The following is a 24,410-nucleotide window of genomic DNA, read 5'->3' on the forward strand; positions in this document are numbered from 1 at the left end:
CGGAAATACAGGTATGTAGAAGTGACTCAGGCTCACATCAAGCCTTGTCCTGTGCCACGATTGAAGCCGAGATGATGGCTCCGCCCCAGCGACGTTCACCGATGCAGATAGGTACGGGTAGGCCGCTGGCAGTGGTGTTCTTGGCGGAGCCGAAAGCGTAGGACGGCATGTTTTCAGGCGCTCCGCTCATGGCTAGCCCTTTGGCTTGTGGGCTCAGCATTTGGATTACGCCGCCTGCCACGTTCGCGAGACCTCCCACTAGAAGGGCTGGCTGTGTGCCTGGCGCCACGAAGAACGAGGCGACGATGAGAGCGGCGCCGAGGATCGTTTGAAACAGGCCACCACGCTTGCTACCGGTGACGATCGGCATAAACGTTAGTTCACGCGCTCTGCCCAGGTCGAGGTCACGCTCACCAATGTTCTTCCCGTTCTTGAACACGGCGAACCGTAGGCCACGGCTCTCCGCTTCAGCCAGGTCCTTTGCAAACCCGGGAAAATTCACGTCGAGCGCTCTCGTGGCTTCTCTGGCGTCCCCTCGATCGAGCACCAGGTAATGCACCTTGCCATAGCGCTTGCCTAGAAAGCTGCCCAGTCGGACCTTGGTGCGCGGGGTGGAGCTGCACGCCGGTTTGCCCTACCCACTGGGCCAAGGTCGAGCGAGCAATGGCCAGCCCGGCACGGCCAAAGATTTTCTCCTGCCGGTAGAGCGGCAAGTGATCGGCAAACTTGGCCACCATCACGTGAGCCAGCAGGCCTGCGGTCGGGATACCTTTGTCGATAACTTGCGCCGGAACCGGCGCCTGAATCAGGGTTTCGCACTGACGGCAGGCCCATTTACCACGCACATGTTGCTCGACGGTAAACACGCCCGGCGTGTAATCCAGCTTCTCGCTGACATCTTCGCCAATGCGCTGAAGCTGGCAGCCACAGGCGCACTGAGTGTTTTCGGGTTCGTGACGAATCACGGTGCGCGGAAACTGCGGCGGCAATGGCCCACGCTTGGGCGATTGCCGCGACTCGGCCTGTGACGAAGCGGGAAGAAGCTGTTTTAGCTCTGCCTCGATAGCTTCAAGGTCTGTATCGAGCAGGTCATCCAGCAAGCTGCCTTGCGCCGGGCTGATTTGTTCGCTGCGCTTGGCAAACTTGTGGCGTTTGAGCAGGGCGATTTCGAACTTGAACTGTTCGATGAGAGTTCCATCGTTCTGGATCTTCTTGCTCATCGCCTCGACCTGGGACTGCAACTGCAACGCCTGTGCCGCCAAGGCACGAAGCTGTTCCGGGGTCATCTGGTCGAGGTTGGGCGAGGAAGTCATGCCGCCGATTGTGCCAGAGCAGGCACGTGACGACGACACGTAGACCGGCCAAATGCACGGCGGTTACAGCATGCTGATCACACCGCCTGCGCCAACGCGCTGCCATGGCAAGCCCAGCACCAAGGCCTGGAGTTGTTCACTATCGAGTTCGAGCTCGCAACCATGACGAATGCCGGGCCAGTGAAACTTGCCTTGATTCAAGCGCCGCGCGGCAAGCCAGACACCCACGCCATCGTGCACCAGCACTTTCATCCGGTTAGCCCAGCGATTGGCGAACAGATAAGCGCAGTGCGGCTTCGCCGCACCGAACACCGCGATCACTCGGGCCAATGCCGTTTCGGTACCGGCGCGCATATCCATCGGCTCGGTGGCCAGCCAGATCGCATCAATGCGGATCATTGAGCGACAGCCCTGATAAATTGCGCGCAGCCCTCGGGATCTGAGGTTGGCCATTTCACCGTGATCACTTGCCCGGCCATGGACAACTCGATAATCACTGACGCTTCGACTGGCCGTTTAGGCGCGGCTTTTAGCGGGACGAATGCAGGTAGTGAAGCCGCTGCGGGCTGATCTCGATATAGCGGCAGCCATTTGCGGATGACGTTGGCATTTATGCCGTGACTGATGGCGACACTGGACACAGTTGCGCCAGGTTGCAGGCATTCTTGAACGACCTGGGCTTTGAACGGTTTCGGATAAGAGCTTCGCTGGCGCATGGAAATCCTGGCGATAAGGGTGATCGCGTCCGCTTAAAAATACGCGGACACCATCGCCCTTAAAGCTGGAGTTCGGAAGGTGAGTTCGCCGGACGCTTACGATGCAGATGCAGATGCAGATGCAGATGCAGAGCTATGCCTGGAAGCTTGTAGCCCTTGAGCTACAAGACAGCTTGGACTGTGCCATTTTGTAGCCCAAGAGCTACAAATGACCTCTTTCAACGATGTTTCTGAAACGCTGAACAAGCGTGCGCGCAACAACCCTGATCAGACGCGCTCATCAACCTAGCAAGCCCGGCTTGAGAATTAGACAGTGAGCCGAATAGGCGGCATTATCGGCTCACTGCATGAGCCGAATAGGCTCGTTAATCGGCTCACAGATAACAACCCTTATGAATGACCCGCTCTGGATCTGGCAACGGCCCGACTGGCCGCACTTCAGTTGGCAAGGCGAAGCGCTCGCCCCGCTGTTGCGAGCCTGCAGCCAGGCTCAGGGTCGTTTGTTGGGAATGCTCGGTGCGGTGGGCAGTGACACCGAAGTGCAGAGCAGCCTGGATGCCATGCTGCAGAACATCGTCACCTCCTCAGCCATCGAGGGTGAGCAACTTAATGTCGGTTCGGTGCGTTCATCACTGGCGCGGCGCTTGGGGCTGAGCGAAGAGGGTCGCACCACCTCACGTTCCGAAGGCCTGGCGGAACTGCTGCTCGATGCAACCAGCCTGCATCAACAACCGCTAGAGGAACAGCGACTCTTCACCTGGCACCGTTGGCTATTCCCCACCGATGACCAACTACTGGCTCGACCGCTACACATCGGCACACTACGCGGGGAAGAGCCGATGCAGGTCGTTTCCGGTCGCATAGACCGCCCTACGGTGCATTTCGAGGCCCCTCCCCGCGCAGGGCTGGAAGCGCAATTGGCGGACTTTCTCGCCTGGTTCGAGAGCAGCCGAAGCGATGCCAGCCTTGACCCCTTCCTGCGCGCTGGCATCGCCCATTTCTGGTTCGTGACCCTACACCCTTTCGACGACGGCAATGGTCGCCTCACCCGCGCCATCACCGATCTGGCGCTGGCCCAAGGCGAACAGCAAGCCATTCGATTTTACGCGATGTCCGCGAGCATCCTCGACGACCGCGCCGGTTACTACCGCATCCTCGAAGTCAGTCAGAAAGGTGGGCGAGATATCACCAGTTGGCTGCAGTGGTTTCTCGCGACCTTACTCAACAGCCTGGAACAGGCCCTCGCTCGCATCGACCGTGTACTGGTCAAGGCGCGCTTTTGGCAGGCACACCGCAGCCAAACGCTATCGGCAGAGCAGATCAAAGTTCTGAACCGCCTGCTCGATGGTGGCGAAAAGGGTTTCGAGAACGGTATCAGCGCGGGGCAATACCAAGCCGTGGCCAAAGTCTCCAAAGCCACCGCGACCCGTCATCTGAGCGACCTGCGAGAGAAAGGTTGCATCGAACGGCTACCCGGTGGTGGACGTAGCACCCGTTACCAGATAGCACGCTGAGCACCTGAGCCGATCCCATCGCACCATAGGACTATGGTCGCGATCCCCTTGAGCCATTGAAAGCAATTAGCCACCATCCAGATCTGTGCCAGACATCAGGTTTTCAGCACATCTGCTCGCCCTGCCACGGGCGCTCGTCAAGCAGCTCGGCTCAAGGAAGAAAATGGATTACAGCCCGATAGTCGCCCAGGTCTGGGGCAGGCCCCGCAGCAGTGATCGCTTGATGCTCGGTGGTGTGCTCTGGGTGCTCTGCTCAGGAGCAGCCTGGCGAGATATGCCCGAGCGCTTCGGGTCTTGGGCGACGGTCTATCACCGCTTCCGACTCTGGCGAAACCGCGGAACATTCGATCAGATGCTCAGACGATTGCACCTCAGACTCAATGACAAAGGCTTGATCGATCCCCACACCTGGATGATCGATTCGACCGCTGTTCGAGCAACCCGTGCTTCATCTGGAGCGCGGAACAAAGGGGGCCTGACGAGCCTGCCGATCACGCTCTAGGCCGCAGTCGCGGCGGCCCCGAATCGTCACGCGCTTCGACAAACTCGCAAAAAGTTATGCCGCAATGATCTCGCTGGCTTGCATCTGGCGGCCATGTCCGGCGATTCATTCCTCAGCCGCCAATCCCCTCCAGCGTCACCTCCACCAACGCCTCCACATACGCCGCTTCCAGCGGCTCACCGGAAAACAGAATCCGGTACACCAGCGGTGCCATCAGTCTATCGACCACGCGATCATTGCTCGGAACCGGCTCACCGCGTGCCACTGCGCGTTCGAGAATCGCACCAAACTGCGCCGTGGCAATTTCCAGGCAGCGCCCGGAGCAGCCGCCACCAGCTGCCAGCAGGTCGAGCACCGCGGCGCGGCCGGGCACCGATGATGTCTCTTCCATGTACTGGATGCCCCAGGCGAGCAGGTCTCCGGGCAGGCTGCCGGTGTCGGCCGGGCCGCTGTCCGGACGGATGCGCTGCAGCGCAACGTCTCCCAGCAGTTCGTTGAGGTCGCCCCAGCGCCGGTAGATGGTCGAAGGCGTCACACCCGCGCGGGCAGCGATCAGCGGCACGGTCAGTTCGCCACGCTCGCGCTCCTCCAGCAACTGGTTGACCGCACTGTGGACCGAAGCCTGGACCCTCGCACTACGCCCGCCTGGACGCACGCCCTGATTGATCGCCATACGCACCTTAACGCAAAGAATTTGCTTTTATCTCGAAACAGGTTCATCGTCTGCAAAAGCTAACTCTTAGCCTTTGCGAGAGCAACCATGAGCGATACCTTACCCAAAAGCACGCGCGAACGCCGCAACGGTCTGTCTCGCGCCGCGTCCCTGTGGTTGCTGGGGGCGATTCTGATCGCCTTCTCGGCTGCGGCCAGCGCGCCGACACCACTCTATGCCCTCTACCGCGAAACCTGGGGCTTCTCGCCGGCCTTGCTGAGCGTGGTGTTCAGCATCTACGCGGGCGGTTTGCTGCTGACGCTGCTGGTCTGCGGCTCGCTGTCCGATCACATCGGCCGGCGCCCGGTGATCGCGGCGGCCTTGGCGCTGGAGGTATTGGCCATGGCGGTATTCCTGCGGGCAGAATCGGTCGAGGCGCTGATCGTCGCGCGCCTGCTGCAGGGCTGCGCAACAGGGCTTGCCACCAGTGTGCTCGGCGCGGCGTTGCTGGACTTCGACCGTGAGCGCGGGCCGCTGCTCAATAGCGTGACGCCGATGCTGGGCCTGGCCCTTGGCGCCTTGGGCAGTAGTGCGTTGATGCAGTTTTCCGGCGAGCCGCTGCACCGGGTCTTCCTGGTCCTGTTGGGCGTCTTTGCGCTGTTCGCGGTATTGCTGCCGCGCCTGCCGGAAAGCATCAGCCGTCAGCCCGGCGCCTGGGCCTCGCTGCGACCACGGGTGCGAATTCCACCGCAGGCCCGGCGCGCCTTCTGGCGGATCGCTCCGCTGAATGCGAGCCTCTGGGCACTGGGCGGCTTCTACCTGTCGCTGGGGCCGACCCTGGCGCGCCAGGTCACAGGGCTGCAGGCACCGCTGGTCGGCGGCACCCTGGTTTTCCTGCTGACCAGCTGCGGCGCGCTGGGCATCTTCGCCCTGCGCAACAGCGAGGCCCAGGTGATCCTGCGCCGCGGCAGCCTGGCACTGGTCAGCGGCTTGCTGCTGACCCTGATCGGCGTGGACGGCGGCCTGGCCTGGCTGTTCTTCCTCGGCACCGCGGTCGCCGGCCTGGGCTTTGGTGGCGGGTTTCTCGGCGCCCTGCGCTCGGTCGTACCGCTGGCCCATGCTCACGAACGCGGCGGGCTGATGGCCGGGTTCTATGTGCTGAGTTACCTGGCCTTCAGCCTGCCCGCAGTGGCCGCTGGCATCGCCACCCAGCATGTCGGGCTGGTCGTGACCACCAATGCCTATGCCTGTGTGCTGCTGCTGGCGGCGGCCATGGTGCTTTTGTCGGGCAGTCGCAGCGATCGGTCGCCTGCAGCGTCGGTCGGCTGAGCGTCACGGCAACGCTCAGCGCTGCAGCAGCGTCGCCTGCCGTGGGTTGTAGAACGTCGTGTCGGCGGGAATGTCGCGGGTGACCAGTGACATCGCACCAATCACCACGTTGTCGCCGATGCGCAGGCGGTCGGCGATGATGCAGCTGTTGGCGCCCAGGCTGACGTTATCGCCGATCTCCAGCGCGTAGTGCTCCAGCCCCAAGGTCTTGATGCCGATGGTGCAGTTCTGGCGAATGAAGAAATTGCGCCCGATCCGTACATGCCGGGTAATGACAACGCCTGGCAGATGGGCGATGCGCAACCCCGGCGCAATCTGCGCGCCGATGTCGATGTCCACGGCATACTTCAGGTTGAGTCGCTGCTGCATGCCCCGGGCATAGCGGCGCGCCAGCCCTCCCTTGCCATCCAGGTACTGCGCCAGACGGTAGCAAAACAGGAAGCGCAGCTTGTTATCCCTGCGCGACCGACGCAGGACATTACTCAGCAAACTGATCCACCGTCCCGGCTTCTTCTTATTGGAAACTTCCAGTCGCCAGCACTCGAGCAGATGTTCGAAGGTCAATGCCGGTTTCCCCCTGCGCTATCAAAAGCTCCAGCGTAACAAGGTTTTCCAGAAATACTTCAGCGGCGAACGCAGGTGACGCGCCCAGTTCTGCTGCCACTGCGCATCCTCATGCCGGGCGACACGCGCATCCTGGGAGGCGGCGGTGCTGATGCGGCGGAACAGCATCGGGTAGGCGCAGTGCTGCTTGACCCGTCGCTTGAACAGGCTGTCCAGTGTCCTGCCGTCGTAGGGTGCGGCCACCAGCACTCGACAGCCTTCCTGGGAAAGAATGTAGGCATGCGGCGCACTGACTCGGCCACGGGCGATGAACGGAAACCAGGTCAGCCAGGTGCGGCCCATGGTGTAGCCCAGGTGCAGGCTCTCGAACGGGCGGGTGGCGATGAAGCGGTTGATCCAGTTGATCGACGCGGCGCACCAGTCGTAGGCCTTGGCATCGTCCTCGAAAATCAGGATGCGTTGCCAGCCCTGCTCCAGGGCCATCAGCGCCAACGCGCGATGGGACTCGTAGTGGGCCCGGATCGGGTTGACGTCCTTGTCCCTCAGGTGGAAGACCAGCGGATTGCCAATCCTGCTGCCCACTTCTCGCATGAAACGCTCGCGGCTGTCTTGCCGATCGCGCAAGGAAACACAGAACGCCGCATCGACGTCGAACTTGAACAGGCTGGACACGTGGCACCTACCGCTAGGCAGAGAGGATTTCTGGCGCCAATTCCATAGCGCGAATGATTATCAAATACCAAGTGGCGCATCATAATACGCGCCCGCTCTGAGACAGAAGTGAAATCGATTAAATCATTTTGCCATCATCGTGCGAACGGCTCACCTTGCCGCCCGAGCCCAGGTCTGGCTAGGCTAGCGCACCCATTGCAGAGATTTGTCATGCCGGACTCCCGTGCCATCGCCCTCGACGAAATCGATCGCCAGCTCATCGCCCTGCTGCAGATCAACGCCCGCGAAAGCGTCGCCACTCTCGCACGCCATCTGGGCATCGCCCGCACCACCGTCACCTCTCGGCTGACGCGCCTGGAGAAGCACAAGGTGATCACCGGCTACGGCGTGCGCCTGGGCCAGCGCCTGGCCGGGGGTGGTCTGCAGGCCTATGTCGGCATCACGGTGCAGCCACGCTCAGGACGCGAGGTGGTGCGCCGCCTGTCGGCAATGGGGCAGGTACAGCAACTGTGTGCGGTGAGTGGCGAGTTCGACTACGTCGCCTGGCTGCTCAGCGACTCACCGGAACAGCTGGACCAGCTGCTCGACCAGATCGGCAGCCTGGAGGGCGTGGAAAAGACCACCACCTCGATCATCCTGAGCAGCAAGGTGGATCGCGGGCAGCCTGGATAGAGGTATCGCCACAATGCAAACTCTTATCGTCATATCGACATAATCCCCTGCAGATCGACGCCACTATTGCTCTTAATTACGAGCGCCCCGCTTCATAAAATGACCACCAGGCATTTCCTATACTCAGGCTCCGCCCTCAGCGCAGCCGCTCTGGCAAGGTCATCAGATGAACAAGAAAAACCGCCACCCCGTCGACGGCAAACCGCCGGTCACCATCTTCGGCCCTGATTTTCCCTTCGCCTTCGACGACTGGCTGGAGCATCCCGCAGGCCTTGGCAGCATCCCCCCTGAACGGCATGGCGAAGAAGTGGCGATCGTCGGTGCCGGTATCGCCGGGCTGGTGGCGGCCTACGAACTGATGAAGCTGGGCCTCAAGCCGGTCGTCTACGAAGCCTCGAAGCTCGGCGGGCGCCTGCGCTCGCAGGCCTTCAACGGCACCGACGGTATCGTCGCCGAACTGGGCGGCATGCGCTTCCCGGTGTCGTCCACCGCCTTCTACCACTATGTCGACAAGCTCGGCCTGGAAACGAAACCCTTTCCCAACCCGCTGACCCCGGCCTCGGGCAGCACGGTGATCGACCTCGAAGGCCAGACCTACTACGCCGAGAACGCCGCCGACCTGCCGGCGCTGTTCCATGAGGTGGCCGAAGCCTGGGCCGACGCGCTGGAAGACGGCGCACGCTTCGGCGAGATCCAGCAAGCCATCCGCGAGCGCGACGTGCCACGCCTGAAAGCTCTGTGGGACACCCTGGTGCCGCTGTGGGACGACCGCACCTTCTACGATTTCGTCGCCACCTCCAAAGCCTTCGCCAAGCTGAGCTTCCAACACCGGGAAGTGTTCGGCCAGGTCGGTTTCGGCACCGGCGGCTGGGATTCGGACTTCCCCAACTCGATGCTGGAAATCTTCCGTGTGGTCATGACCAACTGCGACGATCACCAGCACTTGGTGGTCGGAGGCGTGGAGCAAGTGCCGCAGGGCATCTGGCGGCATGTGCCGGACAGCACTGCGCATTGGCCGGCCGGCACCAGCCTCAGCTCACTGCATGGCGGCGCGCCGCGGGCGGGGGTCAAGCGCATCGCCCGCGCCAGCGATGGCCGTCTGGCGGTTACCGACAACTATGGCGACACCCGCCACTACGCCGCCGTGCTCACCACCTGCCAGAGCTGGCTGCTGACCACCCAGATCGACTGCGAAGAGTCGCTGTTCTCGCAGAAGATGTGGATGGCCCTGGACCGCACCCGCTACATGCAGTCCTCGAAGACCTTCGTCATGGTCGACCGCCCGTTCTGGAAGGACAAGGACCCGCAGACCGGCCGCGACCTGCTGAGCATGACCCTCACCGATCGCCTGACCCGCGGCACCTACCTGTTCGACAACGGTGACGACAAGCCGGGAGTGATCTGCCTGTCGTACGCATGGATGAGCGATGCGCTGAAGATGCTGCCGCACCCCACCGAGAAACGCGTGCAGCTGGCCCTGGATGCGCTGAAGAAGATCTACCCGAAAACCGACATCGCCGGGCACATCATCGGCGACCCGATCACCATCTCCTGGGAAGCCGACCCCTATTTCCTCGGCGCCTTCAAAGGCGCGCTGCCAGGTCACTACCGCTACAACCAGCGCATGTACGCGCACTTCATGCAACAGGACCTGCCCCCCGAGCAGCGCGGCATCTTCATTGCTGGCGACGACGTGTCCTGGACCCCGGCCTGGGTCGAAGGCGCGGTGCAGACGTCGCTGAATGCGGTGTGGGGTATCATGAACCACTTCGGCGGCAAGACCCACGCGGACAATCCCGGGCCGGGCGACGTGTTCCACGAGATCGGCCCGATCGCCCTGCCTGACTGACACGAGGAGGCGCCCATGCGCATCGCCCTGTTCCAGGGCACGCCCAGGCCACTGGACGTGCCCGGCAATCTCGAACGCCTGCAGCAGCAGGCGCAACTGGCCGCAGCGCGTGGCGCGCAACTGCTGGTGTGCCCGGAGATGTACCTCAGCGGCTATAACATCGGCGCCGACGCGGTGCAGCGCCTGGCCGAACCCGAAGACGGACCGTCGGCCATGGCGGTGGTGGAGATTGCCCAGGCGCAGCGCATCGCCATCGTCTATGGCTACCCGGAGCTGGCCGAGGACGGCTCGATTCACAACAGCGTGCAACTGATCGACGCCCACGGCCGCAGCCTGTGCAACTACCGCAAGACCCACCTGTACGGCGAGCTGGACCGCTCGATGTTCAGCCCCGGTGCCAACCATTTTCCGGTGGTCGAGCTCGATGGCTGGAAGCTGGGGCTGCTGATCTGCTACGACATCGAGTTCCCCGAGAACGCCCGGCGCCTGGCACTCGAAGGCGCCGAGCTGATCCTGGTGCCGACCGCGAACATGACGCCCTACGACTTCGTCTGCCAGGTGACGGTGCGCTCGCGGGCGCAGGAGAACCAGTGCTATCTGGTATACGCCAACTACTGCGGGTCTGAAGGTGAAATCCAGTATTGCGGGCAGAGCAGCATCATCGGCCCGGACGGCAGCCTGCTGGCCATGGCCGGACGCGAGGAATGCCAGTTGCTGGCCGACCTTGAGCGTGAGCGGGTGGTGAAGGGGCGCGAGGCGTTTCCGTATCTTGCCGACCTGCGGCGGGATCTTCACCGCGCACAGGATTGACGCCGACGGGCAAGGAGCGGCTTCACTGGCGAAATGGGCACCGTGGCAGATGGCACCGGCCGGGCCAGCGCAAATGCGCTAGCATCCCTCCATGACCGACGCTATCAACACACTCACCCTGCCCAACGGCCTGCGCCTGACCCTGCGCCACGCCCCGCGCCTCAAGCGCGCCGCCGCAGCCTTGAGGGTACATGCCGGCAGCCATGACGCCCCGCCAAGGTGGCCGGGCATTGCGCATTTCCTCGAGCACCTGTTGTTCCTCGGCACCGCGCGCTTCCCGCTGGAAGATGGCCTGATGCGCCATGTCCAGGCGTTCGGCGGCCAGGTCAATGCCAGTACCCGCGAACGCACCACCGACTTCTTCTTCGAAGTGCCTCCGGCGGCCCTGGGGTCTGCGCTGGAGCGCCTGTGCCAGATGCTCGCCGAGCCGGACCTGAGCCTTGCACGCCAGCACCGCGAGCGTGAAGTGATCCATGCCGAGTTCATCGCCTGGTCACGCAATACCGAGGCGCAGCGCCAGTTCAGGCTGCTGCAATGCGTATCGCCACACCATCCCCTGAGCGGGTTCCACGCAGGCAACCGGTACAGCCTGGCGCTGCAGGACCCTGCTTTCCAGGGCGCGCTGGGCGACTTCCATGCCCGCTTCTATCGCGGTGGGCAGATCCATCTGAGCCTTTGCGGCCCGCAATCGCTGATGCAGCTCGAAGCCCTGGGCCGACAATTCGGTGGCCTGTTCAGCATGGGCGCAATGCAGGCGCAAACGCCTCCCGTCCCTCTGCTCGATACCCCCTTGATCGAGCCTGAAGCCTCCACTGGCTGTCTTGACCTGCTGTTCGCCCATGAGCACCTTCCTCCAGGCGCCGAGCAGGCCCTCGACCTGCTGCAGGCCTGCCTGAGCGACAGCCGCCCGGGTGGCTGGCTCGATGTCCTGCGTCAACGCGGCTGGCTACAGGAGGTTCACAGCGACTCGCTGTACGCCTTTGCCGGTCAATTGCTCTGGCACATTCGCCTGCAACTGCAACCTGACGCCCCGCCAGCCGAGGTCCGCGCACTGCTGCACGGCTGGCTCGGCGCGTTGCGCCGCTCGGACACGGCAGCGCTCAACAGCGAATTCGAGCGCCTGCAACACAGCCGCAAGCAAGCAGCCAGCGCACTCGAGCTCGCCCGCCGGGACAGTGCCGGGCGCCCGTTCGAAGCACTGGATGCCCGGGCGCTGGAAGCCTTCCAGGCATTACTCGATGATCTGCCGAACGGCGATCAGGGCCAATGGCAGCAACCGCGCGAGGAGCCTCTGCTGATGGCCGACCTCCCTGTTGGCGGCGCGGCGCTGCCGAAGGACCTGACCGTCAGCGAGGTGCTGCCGGTCGAGCGAGGCTTCGCAACGCTCTATCTACGCTGGCAGATCGCCTCGCCGCTGCGCGAGCGCTTTCATGCGGTGCTGTCACAGGCGTTGCAACCACTGCTCGAACGCGCCCGCCGCGCCTCGCTGCAGCTGGACTTCACCCTCGTTGGTGAACACTGGCAACTGCGCTGTGCAGGCATGCCAGGCGCGGTGATCCGCACCCTCGAGCTGGCCCTGGAACACCTGCGCCATCCTCCACCACACTTGTTGCGCACACCTGCGCCCGCCGAACCGCCGCACATCCCGATCAGGGCACTGCTCAAGGTGCTGCCCGATCACCTGCGCCCGGCAGCCGTACAGCCACAACCAGCCTGCTTGCTGGATCTGGCGGTGCTTGAGCAGATCTGGGCCAGCGCCCCTCGACACGGGCTCGCCATCGGCTTCGATGGCGCGGCGCAAGCAGCACTCGGCGCGGTGCTGGCAGGTGCACCGGGGGTGCAGGGAACGCCCCCGCCGGCCTCTCTGTTGTTACCGAACCGGCGCTGGGTGCAGCACTCCACGGGCGGCAGTGAGCATGCATTGCTGCTGTTCTGCCCGCTTCCTGCCCACGATGAAGGCGCAGGTCGGGTACTGGCGCAAGCGCTGCAAGGCCCGGTGTACCAACGCCTGCGGATCGAACTGCAACTGGGCTATGCCGTGTTCAGCGCCTTTCGTCTGATAGAAGGCCAGGGCGGCCTGCTGTTCGGCGTGCAATCGCCACAGGCCACGCCCGGCAAGATTCTCGAGCACCTGCTGAGCCTGCTGGCCGACGGCGTCACGTTCGATCCCACCGCCCGGCAGGCCCTGGCCGCGCAGTTCGAGGAGCCGGCGATGGCCAATGGCGAAGTCGCCGAATGGGCCTGGCAGACATATCTGGCTACAGAGCCGACAGACCTTGCCCGGCTGCGCAGGTCTATTCTCAGGACAGACCAGCCAATACTGGACCATTTGCTGAAACGCCTTCTGGACGCCGACCACGGCTGGCTGTGCCTGGCCACCAGCGCTGCGCCGGATGCGCGCTTCGAGTAAATACCCCCTGTCCGAGGCGAGGATTGTTACCTGTACTGCAAGGGCGCTTTTCGAAGAATTAACCTTTCGGTACAAATTTTTCTTGTAAGATAGCGCAATCTCAGCCAATGGAACCTCCTGACTCAGGCGGCACCAAAGTAGATAGCTGACATCCACCCACACCATCCGGAAGGAGTTCGACCATGACCACCTGGACCAAACCCGCTTACACCGACCTGCGCATCGGCTTCGAAGTCACCATGTACTTCGCCAGCCGCTAAGCAGCGCTGCAGTGCAACGCCTCGGCCCGCCGGGGCGTTTTCGTTTCATGGACCCGCGGCAAGAGAGTAGCCATGTTCATCCAGATTCTCGGTTCCGCCGCCGGTGGCGGTTTCCCGCAGTGGAACTGCAACTGCGTCAACTGCAAGGGCTTTCGCGATGGCAGCCTGCGCGCGACGGCACGCACCCAGTCGTCCATTGCCCTGTCCGACGACGGTGAGCACTGGATCCTGTGCAATGCCTCGCCCGATATCCGCGCCCAGCTACAGGCCTTTGCGCCGATGCAGCCGGCACGCGCCCTGCGCGACACCGGCATCGACGCGATCGTCCTGCTCGACAGCCAGATAGACCACACCACCGGCCTGCTTAGCCTGCGCGAAGGCTGCCCGCACCAGGTCTGGTGCACCGACATGGTCCACCAGGACCTGAGCACCGGCTTCCCGCTGTTCACCATGCTCAGTCACTGGAACGGTGGCCTGCAGTGGAACCGCATCGAGCTGCAAGGCAGCTTCGTCATCCCCGCCTGCCCGAACCTGCGATTCACCCCCTTCCCCCTGCGCAGCGCAGCGCCGCCCTACTCGCCGCACCGTTTCGACCCGCACCCGGGCGACAACCTTGGCCTGCTGGTCGAGGACCTGCGTACTGGCGGCAAGCTGTTCTACGCACCGGGGCTGGGTCAGGTCGACGACAAGCTGCTGCAGATGATGCATGGCGCCGACTGCCTGCTGGTCGACGGCACCCTGTGGGAAGACGATGAAATGCAGCGCCGCGGCGTCGGCACCCGCACCGGCCGCGAGATGGGTCACCTGGCCCAGAACGGCCCCGGTGGCATGCTGGAGGTGCTCGACGCCTTCCCACGCCAGCGCAAGGTGCTTATCCACATCAACAACACCAACCCGATCCTCGACGAAGACTCCCCGGAGCGCGCCGAAGTCCAGCGCCGTGGCGTGGAAGTCGCCTACGATGGCATGAGCATCGAGTTGTAAGGAGGCCTGATGAGCGACGCACTGCCGATGTCCCCTGCCGAGTTCGAGCAGGCCCTGCGCGCCAAGGGCGCCTACTACCACATCCATCACCCCTACCATGTGGCGATGTACCAGGGCCGCGCCACCCGCGAGCAGATCCAGGGCTGGGTGGCCAACCGCTTCTACTACCAAGTGAACATCCCCATGAAGGATGCCGCGATCCTGGCCAATTGCCCGGACCGCGAAGTACGCCGCGAGTGGATCCAGCGCCTGCTCGACCACGACGGCGCCCCGGGCGAGGACGGCGGCATCGAGGCCTGGCTGCGCCTCGGCCAGGCGGTGGGCCTGGACCCGGACCAACTGCGCTCGCAGGAACTGGTGCTGCCCGGCGTGCGCTTCGCCGTCGACGCCTATGTCAACTTCGCCCGCCGCGCCTCCTGGCAAGAAGCGGCCAGCAGCTCGCTGACCGAGCTGTTCGCCCCGCAGATCCACCAGTCGCGCCTGGACAGCTGGCCGCAGCACTACCCCTGGATCGACCCGGCCGGCTACGAGTACTTCCGAACCCGCCTGGGCCAGGCCCGACGCGATGTAGAGCACGGCCTGGCGATCACCCTGCAGCACTACACCACGCGCGAAGGGCAGGAGCGTATGCTGGAAATCCTGCAGTTCAAGCTGGATATCCTCTGGAGCATGCTCGATGCCATGAGCATGGCCTATGAACTGAACCGCCCGCCCTATCACAGCGTCACAAGCGAACGGGTCTGGCACAAGGGGATCGCACTATGAGTCTCGACCGCACACTGGTGCCGAAGTGGCGCACCGGCTACCGCTTCCAGTACGAACCCGCGCAGAAGGGTCACGTACTGCTGTACCCCGAAGGCATGATCAAGCTCAACGACAGTGCCGGCCTGATCGGTGGACTGGTCGACGGCCAACGCGATGTCGCGGCGATCATCGCCGAGCTCGAACAGCAATTCCCCGGTATCCCGGAAGTGGCCGAGGATATCGAGCAGTTCATGGAGGTGGCCCGTGCCGAACACTGGATCACCCTCGCCTGAGGTGCCGGTCGGTCTGCCGTTGTGGCTGCTGGCCGAGCTGACCTACCGTTGCCCGCTGCAGTGCCCGTACTGCTCCAACCCGCTGGACTTCGCCGCCCAGGGCAAGGAGCTGAGTACCGAGCAGTGGTTCCAGGTGATGGCCCAGGCCCGTGAAATGGGCGCGGCGCAGATCGGTTTTTCCGGCGGCGAGCCACTGGTGCGCCAGGACCTCACCGACCTGATCGGCGAGGCCCGGCGCCTGGGTTACTACACCAACCTGATCACCTCCGGGATCGGCCTCACCGAGCAGAAGATCGCGGCCTTCAAGCAGGCCGGCCTGGACCATATCCAGATCAGCTTCCAGGCCAGCGACGAACAGGTGAACAACCTGCTGGCCGGTTCGAAGAAAGCCTTCGCACAGAAGCTGGAAATGGCGCGCGCGGTGAAGGCCCACGGTTATCCGATGGTGCTGAACTTCGTCACCCACCGGCACAACATCGACCGCATCGACCGCATCATCGAGCTGTGCATCGCTCTCGAGGCCGACTTCGTCGAACTTGCCACCTGCCAGTTCTATGGCTGGGCGCACCTCAATCGCCTGGGCTTGCTGCCGACCCGCGAGCAGCTCGAGCGTGCCGAGCGCATCACCAACCAGTACCGCGATCGTCTGAAAGCCGACGGCAACCCGTGCAAGCTGATCTTCGTCACGCCCGACTACTACGAAGAACGCCCCAAGGCCTGCATGAACGGCTGGGGCAGCCTGTTCCTGACCATCACCCCCGACGGCACCGCCCTGCCCTGTCATGGCGCGCGCCAGTTGCCGGTGCAGTTTCCCAACGTGCGCGACCATGACCTGCGGCATATCTGGTACGACTCGTTCGGCTTCAATCGCTTTCGCGGTTATGACTGGATGCCCGAACCCTGCCGTTCGTGCGACGAGAAGGAAAAGGATTTTGGCGGCTGCCGCTGCCAGGCCTTCATGCTCACCGGCGATGCCAGCAAGGCCGACCCGGTGTGCGCCAAGTCGCCGGATCACGGCATCATTCTCAAGGCCCGCGAGGAGGCGCAGACCGCCCAGATGAACATCGAACAGATGACCTTCCGCAACGAGCGCAACTCCCGTGTCATCGCCCGCGGCTGAGTTCAGCGCCACCCAGGCAGTGGCCGCCGGCACCGACTTCGCCGAACTCAAGGTCGGCGACCAGGGGCTGTTCTGGAACGAATTCCGCCCCGCCGATGGCGCCTGCCGTATCTGGCACTGGCGCCAGCAGCAGGCCCATTGCCTGACACCGGATGGTTTCAGCGCGCGCAGCCGAGTCTATGAATACGGCGGCGGCAGCTTTTGCCTGAGCCCGGATGCCGTGCTCTTCGTCAACGAGAAAGACCAACAGGTCTATAGCCAGGCGCTGGACGGCTCGCAGCCACAGGCGCTGACCGCAGCACCTGACTGTCGCTATGGCGACCTGCAGTGGCATGAGGGCCAGGTACTGGCGGTCGAAGAGCATCATGCCGAGCGCGTCGAGCATCGGCTGGTGGCGCTGGCCGCCGGAACGCGCCAGGTGCTGGCCGAGGGCGCCGACTTCTACGCCTCGCCCACCTTGAGCGCGGATGGCCAACGCCTGGCATGGATCGAGTGGGATCGCCCGGCACAGCCCTGGACGGTCACCCGCCTGATGCTCCGCGAACTACAAGGCGATGGGCTCTGGGGGGCGGCACAATGTGTGGCCGGCCAGGACGAGTCCCTGCAGCAACCACGCTTCGACGCTGACGGCAGGCTGTACTGCCTGTCCGATCGCAACGGTTTCTGGCAACCCTGGGGCGAGGTCGGCGGTCGTTGGCAGGCGCTGCCCGCCGAGGCCGCCGACCACGCTGCCGCGCCCTGGCAGCTGGGCGCATGCACCTGGCTACCCTTGGGGCCGCAGCGCTACCTCGCCACCCGCTTCGAAAACGGGTTCGGGACCTTGGCGATACACGGCGAAGACAACCGTATGCAGGCCTTCGCCAAGGACTACACACGGTTTCGCAGCCTGGCGATGGACGCGCAATACCTCTACGCCATCGCAGCTTCCCCCACACGCCCGCCTGCAATCCTCGCCATCGAACGCGACGGCCAGCGCAGCCGGGTCCTGGCGGGAGGCAGCCAGGTGCTGCCGGACACGCGCATCAGTTGCCCGCTACCCATCAGCTACCCCAGTGGCGAGGCCCTGGCCCATGGTTTCTTCTACCCAGCCATGGACAGCCAGCACAAACCCCCACTGGTGGTGTTCATCCACGGAGGCCCGACCTCGGCCTGCTATCCGGTGCTCGACGCACGCATCCAGTACTGGACCCAGCGCGGTTTCGCCGTCGCCGACCTCAACTACCGGGGCAGCAGCGGCTATGGCCGCGCCTATCGCCAGGCATTGCACCTGCGCTGGGGCGAGATCGACGTGCAGGACGCATGCGCCGCCGTTGTATTTCTCGCCGGGCAAGGTTTGATCGACCCGGACAAGGCGTTCATTCGCGGCGGCAGTGCCGGCGGCTACACCACGCTATGCGCCTTGGCCTTCCACGACGTATTCCGCGCGGGCGCCAGCCTTTATGGCGTCAGCGACCCCATCGCGTTGGGCAAGGCGACTCACAAGTTCGAAGGCGATTACCTGGAGTGGCTGATCGGCGACCCGCAGCAAGATGCCGAGCGCTACCGGCAGCGCACGCCGCTACTGCATGCTGAGCGGATCAAGGCGCCGGTGATCTTCTTCCAGGGCGAACTGGATGCCGTAGTAGTGCCGGAACAGACCCGCAGCATGCTGGAAGCACTGAAAGCCAATGGCATCAAGGCCGTGGGGCATTTCTATGCCGAAGAGCGTCATGGTTTTCGCAAGGCACAGAACCTTGCCCATGCGCTGGAGGAGGAATGGCGATTCTATTGCCAGGTGCTGGAGCGCTGAGGGGGCCGCGCACGGCCCCACCATGGCCTAGCGTTTGGCGATGATGTACACCGCATGCACGATCCCTGGAATGTAGCCCAGCAGGGTCAGCAGGATGTTCAACCAGAACGCGCCGCCGAAGCCAACCTGCAGGAACACGCCCAAAGGCGGCAGAAGAATAGCGATGATGATACGAATGAAGTCCATGTGATGCTCTCCTGGAGGGTTCTCAACACAGACTAGTGCGCTTCGTCAGAGGTTCCACACTGATATCACGCTCAAAAAAAACGCCCCGGGCCAAATACAGCTGGCCAAGGGCGATGCGCAGGAACGCGAGACGGTTCTTTGAAATTCGGTGGTCAGGCCGTCGCTTCGCGGCGAACCTGTTGGCGGGAATGCACACGGGCGAAGGCGCGGGACAGCCGCAGCAGCATCTCGTCGATATTGCCCCGGCTCACGGTCAGCGCTGGCGAGAAGCGCACCACATCCGCTTGCGCGGCATTGAGCAGCAGGCCTTCTTGCAGTGCTGCCTCGACCAGTTCCTGAGCCAGCGCTTCACGCAGCTGCAACGCCCATAACAGCCCCAGGCCCCGCACCTCGCCCTGCCCGTAGCGCCCCGCCAGACGGCTGAGACCCTCGCGCAGGTGTCGGCCGCTGTCCTGCACCTTCTCGAGAAAACCCGGCGCCAGCACGGTATCCAGCACAGCCAGGCCCGCCGCGCTCATCAGGGCGTTGCCGTGGTGGCTGCCCTCGAGCTCGCCCGGCGCGGCGCAGCAGGCCGTACCGCGGGCCAGCAGGGCCGCCAGCGGCACCCCGCCGCCCAGGCCCTTGCCCAAGGTGAGGATGTCGGCCCGCACGCCGTAGGTCTGTTCGGCCAGCAGCGCGCCACAACGGCCGATACCGGTCTGCACTTCGTCGAGAATCAACAGGATGCCCAGCTCGCGGCAAAGCTTTTCGACACCCTGCAGGTATTCACGTGTTGCCGGAATCACGCCGGCCTCGCCCTGGATCGGCTCGAGCATGATCGCCACGGTGCGCGAGTCGACCTCGGCATGCAGGGCGGCCAGGTCGTTGAACGGCACCTTGCTGAAACCGGGCAATCCCGGTTCGCAGCGGTTGCACGGCAGCGGGTCGGACGCCGACAGCGCGCCAAGGCTGCGGCCATGGCAGGCCTGGCTGGCCGTGATGATGTGATAGGCACCGCCGCGATGCAGCTGGCCCCATTTGCGCGCAAGCTTGATTGCGCCCTCGCAAGCCTCGGCGCCACTGTTGAGCAGGTACGCCTGGTCGCTGCCGGTGCTTTGGCACAAGCGCCCGGCCAACGCCAGCAGCGCCGAGCTGTGAAAGCCCGCGCCCGGATTGATCAGGGCCTGGGCCTGGCTGCCGAGGGCCCTGGCCAGCACTTCCGGGCTGTGCCCGAGGCTGTTGACCGCGCAGCCCTGGGTGAAGTCCAGGTACGCATGCCCTTGGTCGTCCCACAACCACGAACCCTGGCCACGCACGAACACCTGAGGTGCGCGCTTGCGGCCAGGCATCAGCCACTCGCGGGACAGTTGCGATGGCGCCGCCTCCTGCGTCGTGCTCTGCACGGGCCCGGCAACGGCCGCAGCCGAACGACGCAGCTTGAACAGGTTCATGATGACTCCAGGGCAATCACGGGGACGGCAAGGCGCCCCGGTCTTCGCCTGGGGTCGGATATTTTGCCTTGCCTATCAAAAGTGTTTCTCATCCGGGGTAACAATGAACCGGGCTGATCGCTTCAGCCCTCCGGAATACGGCGATAGACTAGGCGTACCGGCGCTTCGCGGCCATTTCGTTTTTCCAGCTTTTTCGATAAGTATTTCTTATGGATTTTCGCCAACTGCGTTATTTCGTCGCGGTCTATGAAGAAGGCCATGTGGGCCGGGCTGCCGAGCGCCTGTCACTGTCGCAACCGGCACTGTCGCAACAGATCCGCCAGCTTGAGCACAGCCTTGACCTGAACCTGTTCGAACGCAGCAACAAGCGCTTGCTGCCAACCCTCGCCGCGCACACCCTCTACAACCATGCGCTGCCCCTGCTCGACGGGCTGCAGCGCGCCCAGGAAGCCATGCAGGGGTTCAAGGGCCAGTCCTTGCGCACCCTGGCCATCGGCGTGCTGCAGACCGTACGCCCGAGCCTGGTGCCGCGGCTGCTGGAGAAACTGCGCAAGGCCCAGCCACACCTGATCGTGCAGATCTACGAGTTGTCGGGGCTGGAAATCGAGCGGCGGCTGCTCAACGGCAGCCTGGATATCGGTATCAGCTACCTGCCGCCACGTCAGCCAGGGCTGCATGGGCTGTTGTTGTACGAAGATGAACTGCAGCTTGTCATCCCCAATACGCATCCACTGAAAGACTTCAAGAAGGTCTCGATCAGACAAGCCGCCGAATTACCGCTGCTGATGCTGGGGGAGGAATTCCAGATCCGGCAGATCTGGAAGGCGCAACTGGCCAATCTCGGGCGCAGGCCGCAGGTGCAGGCAGAGATGAACAACATGGGCGGGATTCTCGACAGCCTGGCCAATACCGCCCTGGCGACCATCCTTCCGGGGCGTGCCAAGGAAGCGGCCGAAGACGATCAGGCACTGCTGTGGAAACCCCTGAGCGAGCCACGGGTTCCGCTCAAGGTGGGCCTGGTATTTCGCGATGCCCAACGCCAGCAGGCGTCGGTGGAATTGCTGCGCACCCTGCTGGAGGAGGAGAGCGATGCTCGCCAGGTGGGCGTCCCGGCGCTGGACGGCCGCAACGGGTAAAAACGCCAGAAAAAGAAAACCCCGCCGAGGCGGGGTTCTCCAGACTGTTTCCCTGACATCCTTATCGTCCCACCATCCTGGCGGGAAATCCTACGTGTCCCTGTTCTGTCCTTTGCGCTTCCTGCGCTCCGTCCATGTAAGAAAGATTAACCGTGGATCCAATCTTAGGAAAGAGGAGAAAAGTCACCACGTGATGTAGGAAAAAGCTTACAAAGCCGAGGTTTTCAGAACGTCCTGTTCGCACGCGTAAACCCCGGCCCTCGATCAGAATTGCGCGGCATCCAGCAAGTACAACGACTCGCTGCCCGCCTTCACCGAAGCCACCAACGAATCCAGCCTTGGCAGCAGGCGGGCGAAGTAGAAGCGCGCCGTCCCAAGCTTCGCGCCATAGAAGGCCTCGTCGCCCTCACCTACCTGCGCAGCACGGGCCATCAGTGCCCACATGTAGCCATAGGCCACGTAGCCGAACGCATGCAGGTACTCGACCGAGGCGGCACCAATTTCGTTGGGGTTGCCTTTGGCCCGCTCCAGCACCCATTCGGTCAAGCCGTCGAGCTGATCCAGCGCAGTACCCAGCGGCTGGCTGAACTCGACGTCGGTGGTGCGGATGAACTCGCGGATCTCGTCCGCGAACAGACGGTAGTAAGCGCCGCCGCTGGCCACCACCTTGCGCCCCATCAGGTCCAGGGCCTGGATGCCGTTGGTGCCTTCGTAGATCTGCGTGATGCGCACATCGCGCACCAACTGCTCCTGGCCCCATTCGCGGATGTAGCCGTGTCCACCGAACACCTGCTGGCCATGTACGGTGCACTCCAGGCCGAGGTCGGTGAGGAAGGCCTTGGCCACCGGCGTCAGCAAGGCCACCAGTTCCTCGCTGCGTTTGCGGGTGGCGGCGTCTTCGCTGAACTTGGCGCTGTCCAGTTGCATCGCGACATAGGTGGAAAACGCCCGACCGCCTTCGGTCAGCGCTTTCATGGTAAGCAGCATGCGACGCACGTCGGGGTGGACGATGATCGGGTCGGCGACCTTGTCCTTGGCTTGCGGGCCCGTCGGCGCACGGCTCTGCAAGCGGTCGCGGGCGTATTCGACGGCATTCTGGTAGGAGCGCTCGGCCGACGCCAGGCCCTGGATACCGACACCCAGGCGCTCGTAGTTCATCATGGTGAACATCGCCGCCAGGCCTTTGTTCGGCTCACCGACGATATAGCCGACCGCCTCGTCGAAGTTCATCACACAGGTGGCCGAAGCCTGGATGCCCATCTTGTGTTCGATCGAGCCACAGGTGGCCGGGTTGCGCGCACCCAGGCTGCCGTCGTCGTTGACAAGGAACTTGGGCACCAGGAACAGCGAGATGCCTTTCGGACCGGCCGGCGCATCCGGCAGCTTGGCCAGCACCAGGTGGATGATGTTTTCAGTCAGGTCGTGCTCACCACCGGTGATGAAGATCTTGGTGCCGCTGACCTTGTAGCTGCCGTCAGCCTGCGGCTCGGCCTTGGTGCGGATGATGCCCAGGTCGGTGCCGGCATGGGGCTCGGTCAGGCACATGGAGCCGGCCCAGACGCCGGCGTACATGTTCGGCAGATACTTTTCCTTCAACGCTTCGCTGGCGTGGGCGTTGATCGACAGGCAGGCACCTGCGGTGAGCATCGGATACAGCCCGAACGACAGGCTCGAGGCGTTGACCATTTCCTCGACCTGGGCCGAGATGGCCTTGGGCATGCCCATGCCACCAAACAGCGGATCACCACCGACACCGACCCAGCCGCCTTCGGCGTAGGTCTGGTAAGCCTCGATGAATCCGGCCGGGGTGCGGACCGCGCCGTTGTCCCAGTGACAGCCTTCTTCATCAGCGGCGCGGCTCAGCGGCGCGATGCTCTTGCTGGTGACCTTGCCGGCCTCCTCCAGCACGGCCAGGGCGGTCTCGGCATCGACGACGTCCGCCAGGCCCGGCAGTTGAGCCCAGAGTTCGGAAACCTTGAAGACTTCATTGAGTACGAAGCGCATATCGCGCAGGGGCGCTTTATAGTCGGCCATGACAACCTCTCGTTAGCAGAGTCGGGGCGGCCACCAGGGGCCGCGCACTGGGTTGAGGCCAGTGTAACCGAACAACTTTTACGAGACATAGGGTCATCACTCGACCATATAGTCCGATATGGTCACGCCGTGCGAACCGCCCCGCGCCGCGCGGTCTGCCCCGACAGCATCACACAGTTGCGCCCTGCAGCCTTGGCGCTGTAGAGCGCCTGGTCGGCGGACTTGAGCACCTCTTCCGGGTTGCGGTGCTCCGGCAGGCGCTCGGCGACGCCGATACTGATGGTCACCGACACCGTGTTGCCTGCCGACCCTGCCCGTCGCTGGCGCCCGGTGGAATCATCCTGCGGGCGGTTGTTCTGGTCGCGCAACTGGATGGCATAGTTGGCGATCATCTCGCGCACCGCCTCCAGGTGCGGCAGGCATTCTTCGGCAGTCTGGCCGGCGAACACCAGGGCGAACTCCTCACCGCCATAGCGATAGGCACGCCCACCCCCGGTCACCTTGGACAGTCGACTGGCGACCAGGCGCAGCACTTGGTCGCCAACGTCGTGGCCATGGGTGTCGTTGAATTTCTTGAAGTGATCCACGTCGGTCATGGCGATCACATAGTTGCGGCCCAGGCGCTGCATGCGTTCGTTCAGCGCGCGGCGGCCAGGAAGCCCGGTCAGCTCATCGCGAAACGCCATCTGGTAGGCCTCGTGGGAGACCGCTGCGGCGATCATCAGCATCACCTGGCTGCACATGATGTTCAGGGTGAAGGGCAGTATGAACGTCTGCGGCAGCATCCAGAAGATCCCCACCAGGCCGGTGATCTGCGCGGCGTGCAATGGCCGGGGCTCGCGCAGGTACTGCACCACCAGCAGGATGAACACGCCCAGGAACAACGGGTAGGCCAACTGGATCAGGCTCATCCACTGCCCATGCAGCGACGGCCAGCGGATCTCTGCCAGCCACGTCAGCAGCGCCTGTGGGTAACTCTGCTCCAGCGCCAGGGTCACGCTGCCAACCGCGAACAGCACGGCGAAGCGAGCAAGCATGTCCTGGGCCAGGTGGGTGCGCTCCTGCCAGGCGCCGAACAGGCCGAACAGCGCAGGCAGCAACAGGCACACCAGGTGAAACACGACTGCAGCGTCTTCGCGGACCTGGCCGTGATCGCGGTAGTAATCGGTCTGGGTATCGAGCAGGAAGTAGGCGATGTACACCGTAACCATCAGGAACAGTTCGCGCTGGCGGCGATACACCGCACAGTAGGCACCGCCGAGCAGCAGCACCAGGGTAGGCAGCACGTTGAACAGGGACGTGAAGAACACGCTCAGGTCCCTGACGTAGGCCGCCGCAAGCCCCGACAGCAACAGCAGGATCGAAGGCAGGAAGTGGCTGGCGCGAACAGCGGATAGACGAAACAAGGGTAATCTCCGACCCGGCAGATCA

22 protein-coding genes and 2 pseudogenes are annotated in these 24,410 nt (G+C 63.6%); 14 read left to right on the forward strand and 10 right to left on the reverse strand.

Annotated elements, in window-relative coordinates; all coding sequences use genetic code 11:
* Positions 1-37: 37 nt before the first annotated feature.
* The 3 genes and pseudogenes from HU748_RS08925 to tnpB form a co-directional block, all read right to left on the reverse strand.
* Positions 38-592, reverse strand: coding sequence for a tail assembly protein (locus tag HU748_RS08925; protein ID WP_186720278.1), 555 nt, complete (start codon positions 590-592; stop codon positions 38-40).
* Between the two features lie 22 nt (positions 593-614).
* A pseudogene (locus tag HU748_RS08930) lies at positions 615-1,313 on the reverse strand (IS66 family transposase zinc-finger binding domain-containing protein); the annotation flags it as partial.
* Positions 1,314-1,376: 63 nt separating this feature from the next.
* On the reverse strand, positions 1,377-1,766 hold the full coding sequence (tnpB, locus tag HU748_RS26405; RefSeq protein ID WP_238343320.1) for an IS66 family insertion sequence element accessory protein TnpB: 390 nt from the start codon (positions 1,764-1,766) through the stop codon (positions 1,377-1,379).
* Positions 1,767-2,421: 655 nt separating this feature from the next.
* Here tnpB and HU748_RS08945 point away from each other — a divergent pair.
* Positions 2,422-3,543: a Fic family protein gene (locus HU748_RS08945; protein ID WP_186720124.1), complete on the forward strand. Its 1,122-nt coding sequence runs from the start codon at positions 2,422-2,424 to the stop codon at positions 3,541-3,543.
* A gap of 196 nt (positions 3,544-3,739) precedes the next feature.
* Positions 3,740-4,062: pseudogene (locus HU748_RS08950) on the forward strand (transposase); the annotation flags it as partial.
* Positions 4,063-4,157: 95 nt separating this feature from the next.
* Here the strand turns inward: HU748_RS08950 and HU748_RS08955 are convergent.
* Entirely contained in the window at positions 4,158-4,718 is a 561-nt protein-coding gene (locus tag HU748_RS08955; protein WP_186667532.1) for a TetR/AcrR family transcriptional regulator, read from the reverse strand.
* Between the two features lie 87 nt (positions 4,719-4,805).
* Here HU748_RS08955 and HU748_RS08960 point away from each other — a divergent pair, with 87 nt between their 5' ends.
* Positions 4,806-6,026, forward strand: a complete 1,221-nt coding sequence (locus HU748_RS08960) for an MFS transporter (protein WP_186720125.1) — start codon at positions 4,806-4,808, stop codon at positions 6,024-6,026.
* 15 nt (positions 6,027-6,041) lie between these two features.
* Here the strand turns inward: HU748_RS08960 and HU748_RS08965 are convergent, their stop codons facing one another.
* On the reverse strand, positions 6,042-6,590 hold the full coding sequence (locus HU748_RS08965; RefSeq protein WP_186667530.1) for a serine acetyltransferase: 549 nt from the start codon (positions 6,588-6,590) through the stop codon (positions 6,042-6,044).
* Between the two features lie 21 nt (positions 6,591-6,611).
* On the reverse strand, positions 6,612-7,262 hold the full coding sequence (locus tag HU748_RS08970) for a hypothetical protein (RefSeq protein ID WP_346655461.1): 651 nt from the start codon (positions 7,260-7,262) through the stop codon (positions 6,612-6,614).
* Between the two features lie 210 nt (positions 7,263-7,472).
* Here HU748_RS08970 and HU748_RS08975 point away from each other — a divergent pair, with 210 nt between their 5' ends.
* From HU748_RS08975 to HU748_RS09020, 10 genes are all read left to right on the forward strand, one after another.
* Entirely contained in the window at positions 7,473-7,934 is a 462-nt protein-coding gene (locus HU748_RS08975) for an Lrp/AsnC family transcriptional regulator (protein ID WP_186667529.1), read from the forward strand.
* 166 nt (positions 7,935-8,100) lie between these two features.
* Entirely contained in the window at positions 8,101-9,783 is a 1,683-nt protein-coding gene (locus HU748_RS08980; protein WP_186667528.1) for an NAD(P)/FAD-dependent oxidoreductase, read from the forward strand.
* Between the two features lie 15 nt (positions 9,784-9,798).
* Positions 9,799-10,593, forward strand: coding sequence for a carbon-nitrogen hydrolase family protein (locus tag HU748_RS08985; RefSeq protein WP_186720126.1), 795 nt, complete (start codon positions 9,799-9,801; stop codon positions 10,591-10,593).
* Positions 10,594-10,684: 91 nt separating this feature from the next.
* Positions 10,685-13,003, forward strand: coding sequence for a pyrroloquinoline quinone biosynthesis protein PqqF (gene pqqF, locus HU748_RS08990; protein ID WP_186720128.1), 2,319 nt, complete (start codon positions 10,685-10,687; stop codon positions 13,001-13,003).
* A gap of 182 nt (positions 13,004-13,185) precedes the next feature.
* Positions 13,186-13,263: a pyrroloquinoline quinone precursor peptide PqqA gene (gene pqqA, locus HU748_RS08995; protein ID WP_081255326.1), complete on the forward strand. Its 78-nt coding sequence runs from the start codon at positions 13,186-13,188 to the stop codon at positions 13,261-13,263.
* 72 nt (positions 13,264-13,335) lie between these two features.
* The gene (gene pqqB / locus HU748_RS09000) at positions 13,336-14,247 is read left to right on the forward strand and encodes a pyrroloquinoline quinone biosynthesis protein PqqB (protein WP_186667525.1); all 912 of its coding nucleotides are present in this window, start codon (positions 13,336-13,338) and stop codon (positions 14,245-14,247) included.
* Between the two features lie 9 nt (positions 14,248-14,256).
* Entirely contained in the window at positions 14,257-15,012 is a 756-nt protein-coding gene (pqqC, locus tag HU748_RS09005) for a pyrroloquinoline-quinone synthase PqqC (protein WP_186667524.1), read from the forward strand.
* Positions 15,009-15,284: a pyrroloquinoline quinone biosynthesis peptide chaperone PqqD gene (gene pqqD / locus HU748_RS09010; RefSeq protein ID WP_186720130.1), complete on the forward strand. Its 276-nt coding sequence runs from the start codon at positions 15,009-15,011 to the stop codon at positions 15,282-15,284. The genes pqqC and pqqD overlap by 4 nt, the downstream gene beginning before the upstream one ends.
* Complete coding sequence (gene pqqE, locus HU748_RS09015; protein ID WP_186709379.1) at positions 15,256-16,404, forward strand: pyrroloquinoline quinone biosynthesis protein PqqE; 1,149 nt, start codon at positions 15,256-15,258, stop codon at positions 16,402-16,404. The genes pqqD and pqqE overlap by 29 nt, the downstream gene beginning before the upstream one ends.
* Positions 16,385-18,193 (forward strand): prolyl oligopeptidase family serine peptidase, encoded by a 1,809-nt coding sequence (locus HU748_RS09020; RefSeq protein WP_186720131.1) that lies wholly within the window; start codon positions 16,385-16,387, stop codon positions 18,191-18,193. The genes pqqE and HU748_RS09020 overlap by 20 nt, the downstream gene beginning before the upstream one ends.
* A gap of 27 nt (positions 18,194-18,220) precedes the next feature.
* Here the strand turns inward: HU748_RS09020 and HU748_RS09025 are convergent, their stop codons facing one another.
* Positions 18,221-18,379, reverse strand: a complete 159-nt coding sequence (locus HU748_RS09025) for a YqaE/Pmp3 family membrane protein (protein WP_003177654.1) — start codon at positions 18,377-18,379, stop codon at positions 18,221-18,223.
* 152 nt (positions 18,380-18,531) lie between these two features.
* The gene (locus tag HU748_RS09030) at positions 18,532-19,809 is read right to left on the reverse strand and encodes an aminotransferase class III-fold pyridoxal phosphate-dependent enzyme (protein ID WP_186720132.1); all 1,278 of its coding nucleotides are present in this window, start codon (positions 19,807-19,809) and stop codon (positions 18,532-18,534) included.
* 209 nt (positions 19,810-20,018) lie between these two features.
* Between HU748_RS09030 and HU748_RS09035 the strand changes: the two genes are divergently transcribed.
* Positions 20,019-20,945 (forward strand): LysR family transcriptional regulator, encoded by a 927-nt coding sequence (locus HU748_RS09035; RefSeq protein ID WP_186667520.1) that lies wholly within the window; start codon positions 20,019-20,021, stop codon positions 20,943-20,945.
* Between the two features lie 264 nt (positions 20,946-21,209).
* On the opposite strand, the gene HU748_RS09040 is transcribed toward HU748_RS09035, so the two are convergent.
* Both HU748_RS09040 and HU748_RS09045 read right to left on the reverse strand, forming a co-directional pair.
* Positions 21,210-22,979, reverse strand: a complete 1,770-nt coding sequence (locus HU748_RS09040; RefSeq protein WP_186667519.1) for an acyl-CoA dehydrogenase C-terminal domain-containing protein — start codon at positions 22,977-22,979, stop codon at positions 21,210-21,212.
* A gap of 122 nt (positions 22,980-23,101) precedes the next feature.
* Complete coding sequence (locus HU748_RS09045; protein WP_186667518.1) at positions 23,102-24,385, reverse strand: GGDEF domain-containing protein; 1,284 nt, start codon at positions 24,383-24,385, stop codon at positions 23,102-23,104.
* Positions 24,386-24,410 lie beyond the last annotated feature (25 nt).

It is taken from the genome of Pseudomonas sp. RW3S2, from assembly GCF_014268955.1.
Taxonomy (GTDB): domain Bacteria; phylum Pseudomonadota; class Gammaproteobacteria; order Pseudomonadales; family Pseudomonadaceae; genus Aquipseudomonas; species Aquipseudomonas wayambapalatensis.

Bases quoted from the DNA above. Each gene is read 5' to 3' on its own strand.
- tnpB (WP_238343320.1), bottom strand. From the start codon at position 1,766: ATGGCCAACCTCAGATCCCGAGGGCTGCGCGCAATTTATCAGGGCTGT.
- HU748_RS08945 (WP_186720124.1), top strand. From the start codon at position 2,422: ATGAATGACCCGCTCTGGATCTGGCAACGGCCCGACTGGCCGCACTTC.
- HU748_RS08955 (WP_186667532.1), bottom strand. From the start codon at position 4,718: ATGGCGATCAATCAGGGCGTGCGTCCAGGCGGGCGTAGTGCGAGGGTC.
- HU748_RS08960 (WP_186720125.1), top strand. From the start codon at position 4,806: ATGAGCGATACCTTACCCAAAAGCACGCGCGAACGCCGCAACGGTCTG.
- HU748_RS08975 (WP_186667529.1), top strand. From the start codon at position 7,473: ATGCCGGACTCCCGTGCCATCGCCCTCGACGAAATCGATCGCCAGCTC.
- HU748_RS08980 (WP_186667528.1), top strand. From the start codon at position 8,101: ATGAACAAGAAAAACCGCCACCCCGTCGACGGCAAACCGCCGGTCACC.
- HU748_RS08985 (WP_186720126.1), top strand. From the start codon at position 9,799: ATGCGCATCGCCCTGTTCCAGGGCACGCCCAGGCCACTGGACGTGCCC.
- pqqF (WP_186720128.1), top strand. From the start codon at position 10,685: ATGACCGACGCTATCAACACACTCACCCTGCCCAACGGCCTGCGCCTG.
- pqqA (WP_081255326.1), top strand. From the start codon at position 13,186: ATGACCACCTGGACCAAACCCGCTTACACCGACCTGCGCATCGGCTTC.
- pqqB (WP_186667525.1), top strand. From the start codon at position 13,336: ATGTTCATCCAGATTCTCGGTTCCGCCGCCGGTGGCGGTTTCCCGCAG.
- pqqC (WP_186667524.1), top strand. From the start codon at position 14,257: ATGAGCGACGCACTGCCGATGTCCCCTGCCGAGTTCGAGCAGGCCCTG.
- pqqD (WP_186720130.1), top strand. From the start codon at position 15,009: ATGAGTCTCGACCGCACACTGGTGCCGAAGTGGCGCACCGGCTACCGC.
- HU748_RS09025 (WP_003177654.1), bottom strand. From the start codon at position 18,379: ATGGACTTCATTCGTATCATCATCGCTATTCTTCTGCCGCCTTTGGGC.
- HU748_RS09030 (WP_186720132.1), bottom strand. From the start codon at position 19,809: ATGAACCTGTTCAAGCTGCGTCGTTCGGCTGCGGCCGTTGCCGGGCCC.
- HU748_RS09035 (WP_186667520.1), top strand. From the start codon at position 20,019: ATGGATTTTCGCCAACTGCGTTATTTCGTCGCGGTCTATGAAGAAGGC.
- HU748_RS09040 (WP_186667519.1), bottom strand. From the start codon at position 22,979: ATGGCCGACTATAAAGCGCCCCTGCGCGATATGCGCTTCGTACTCAAT.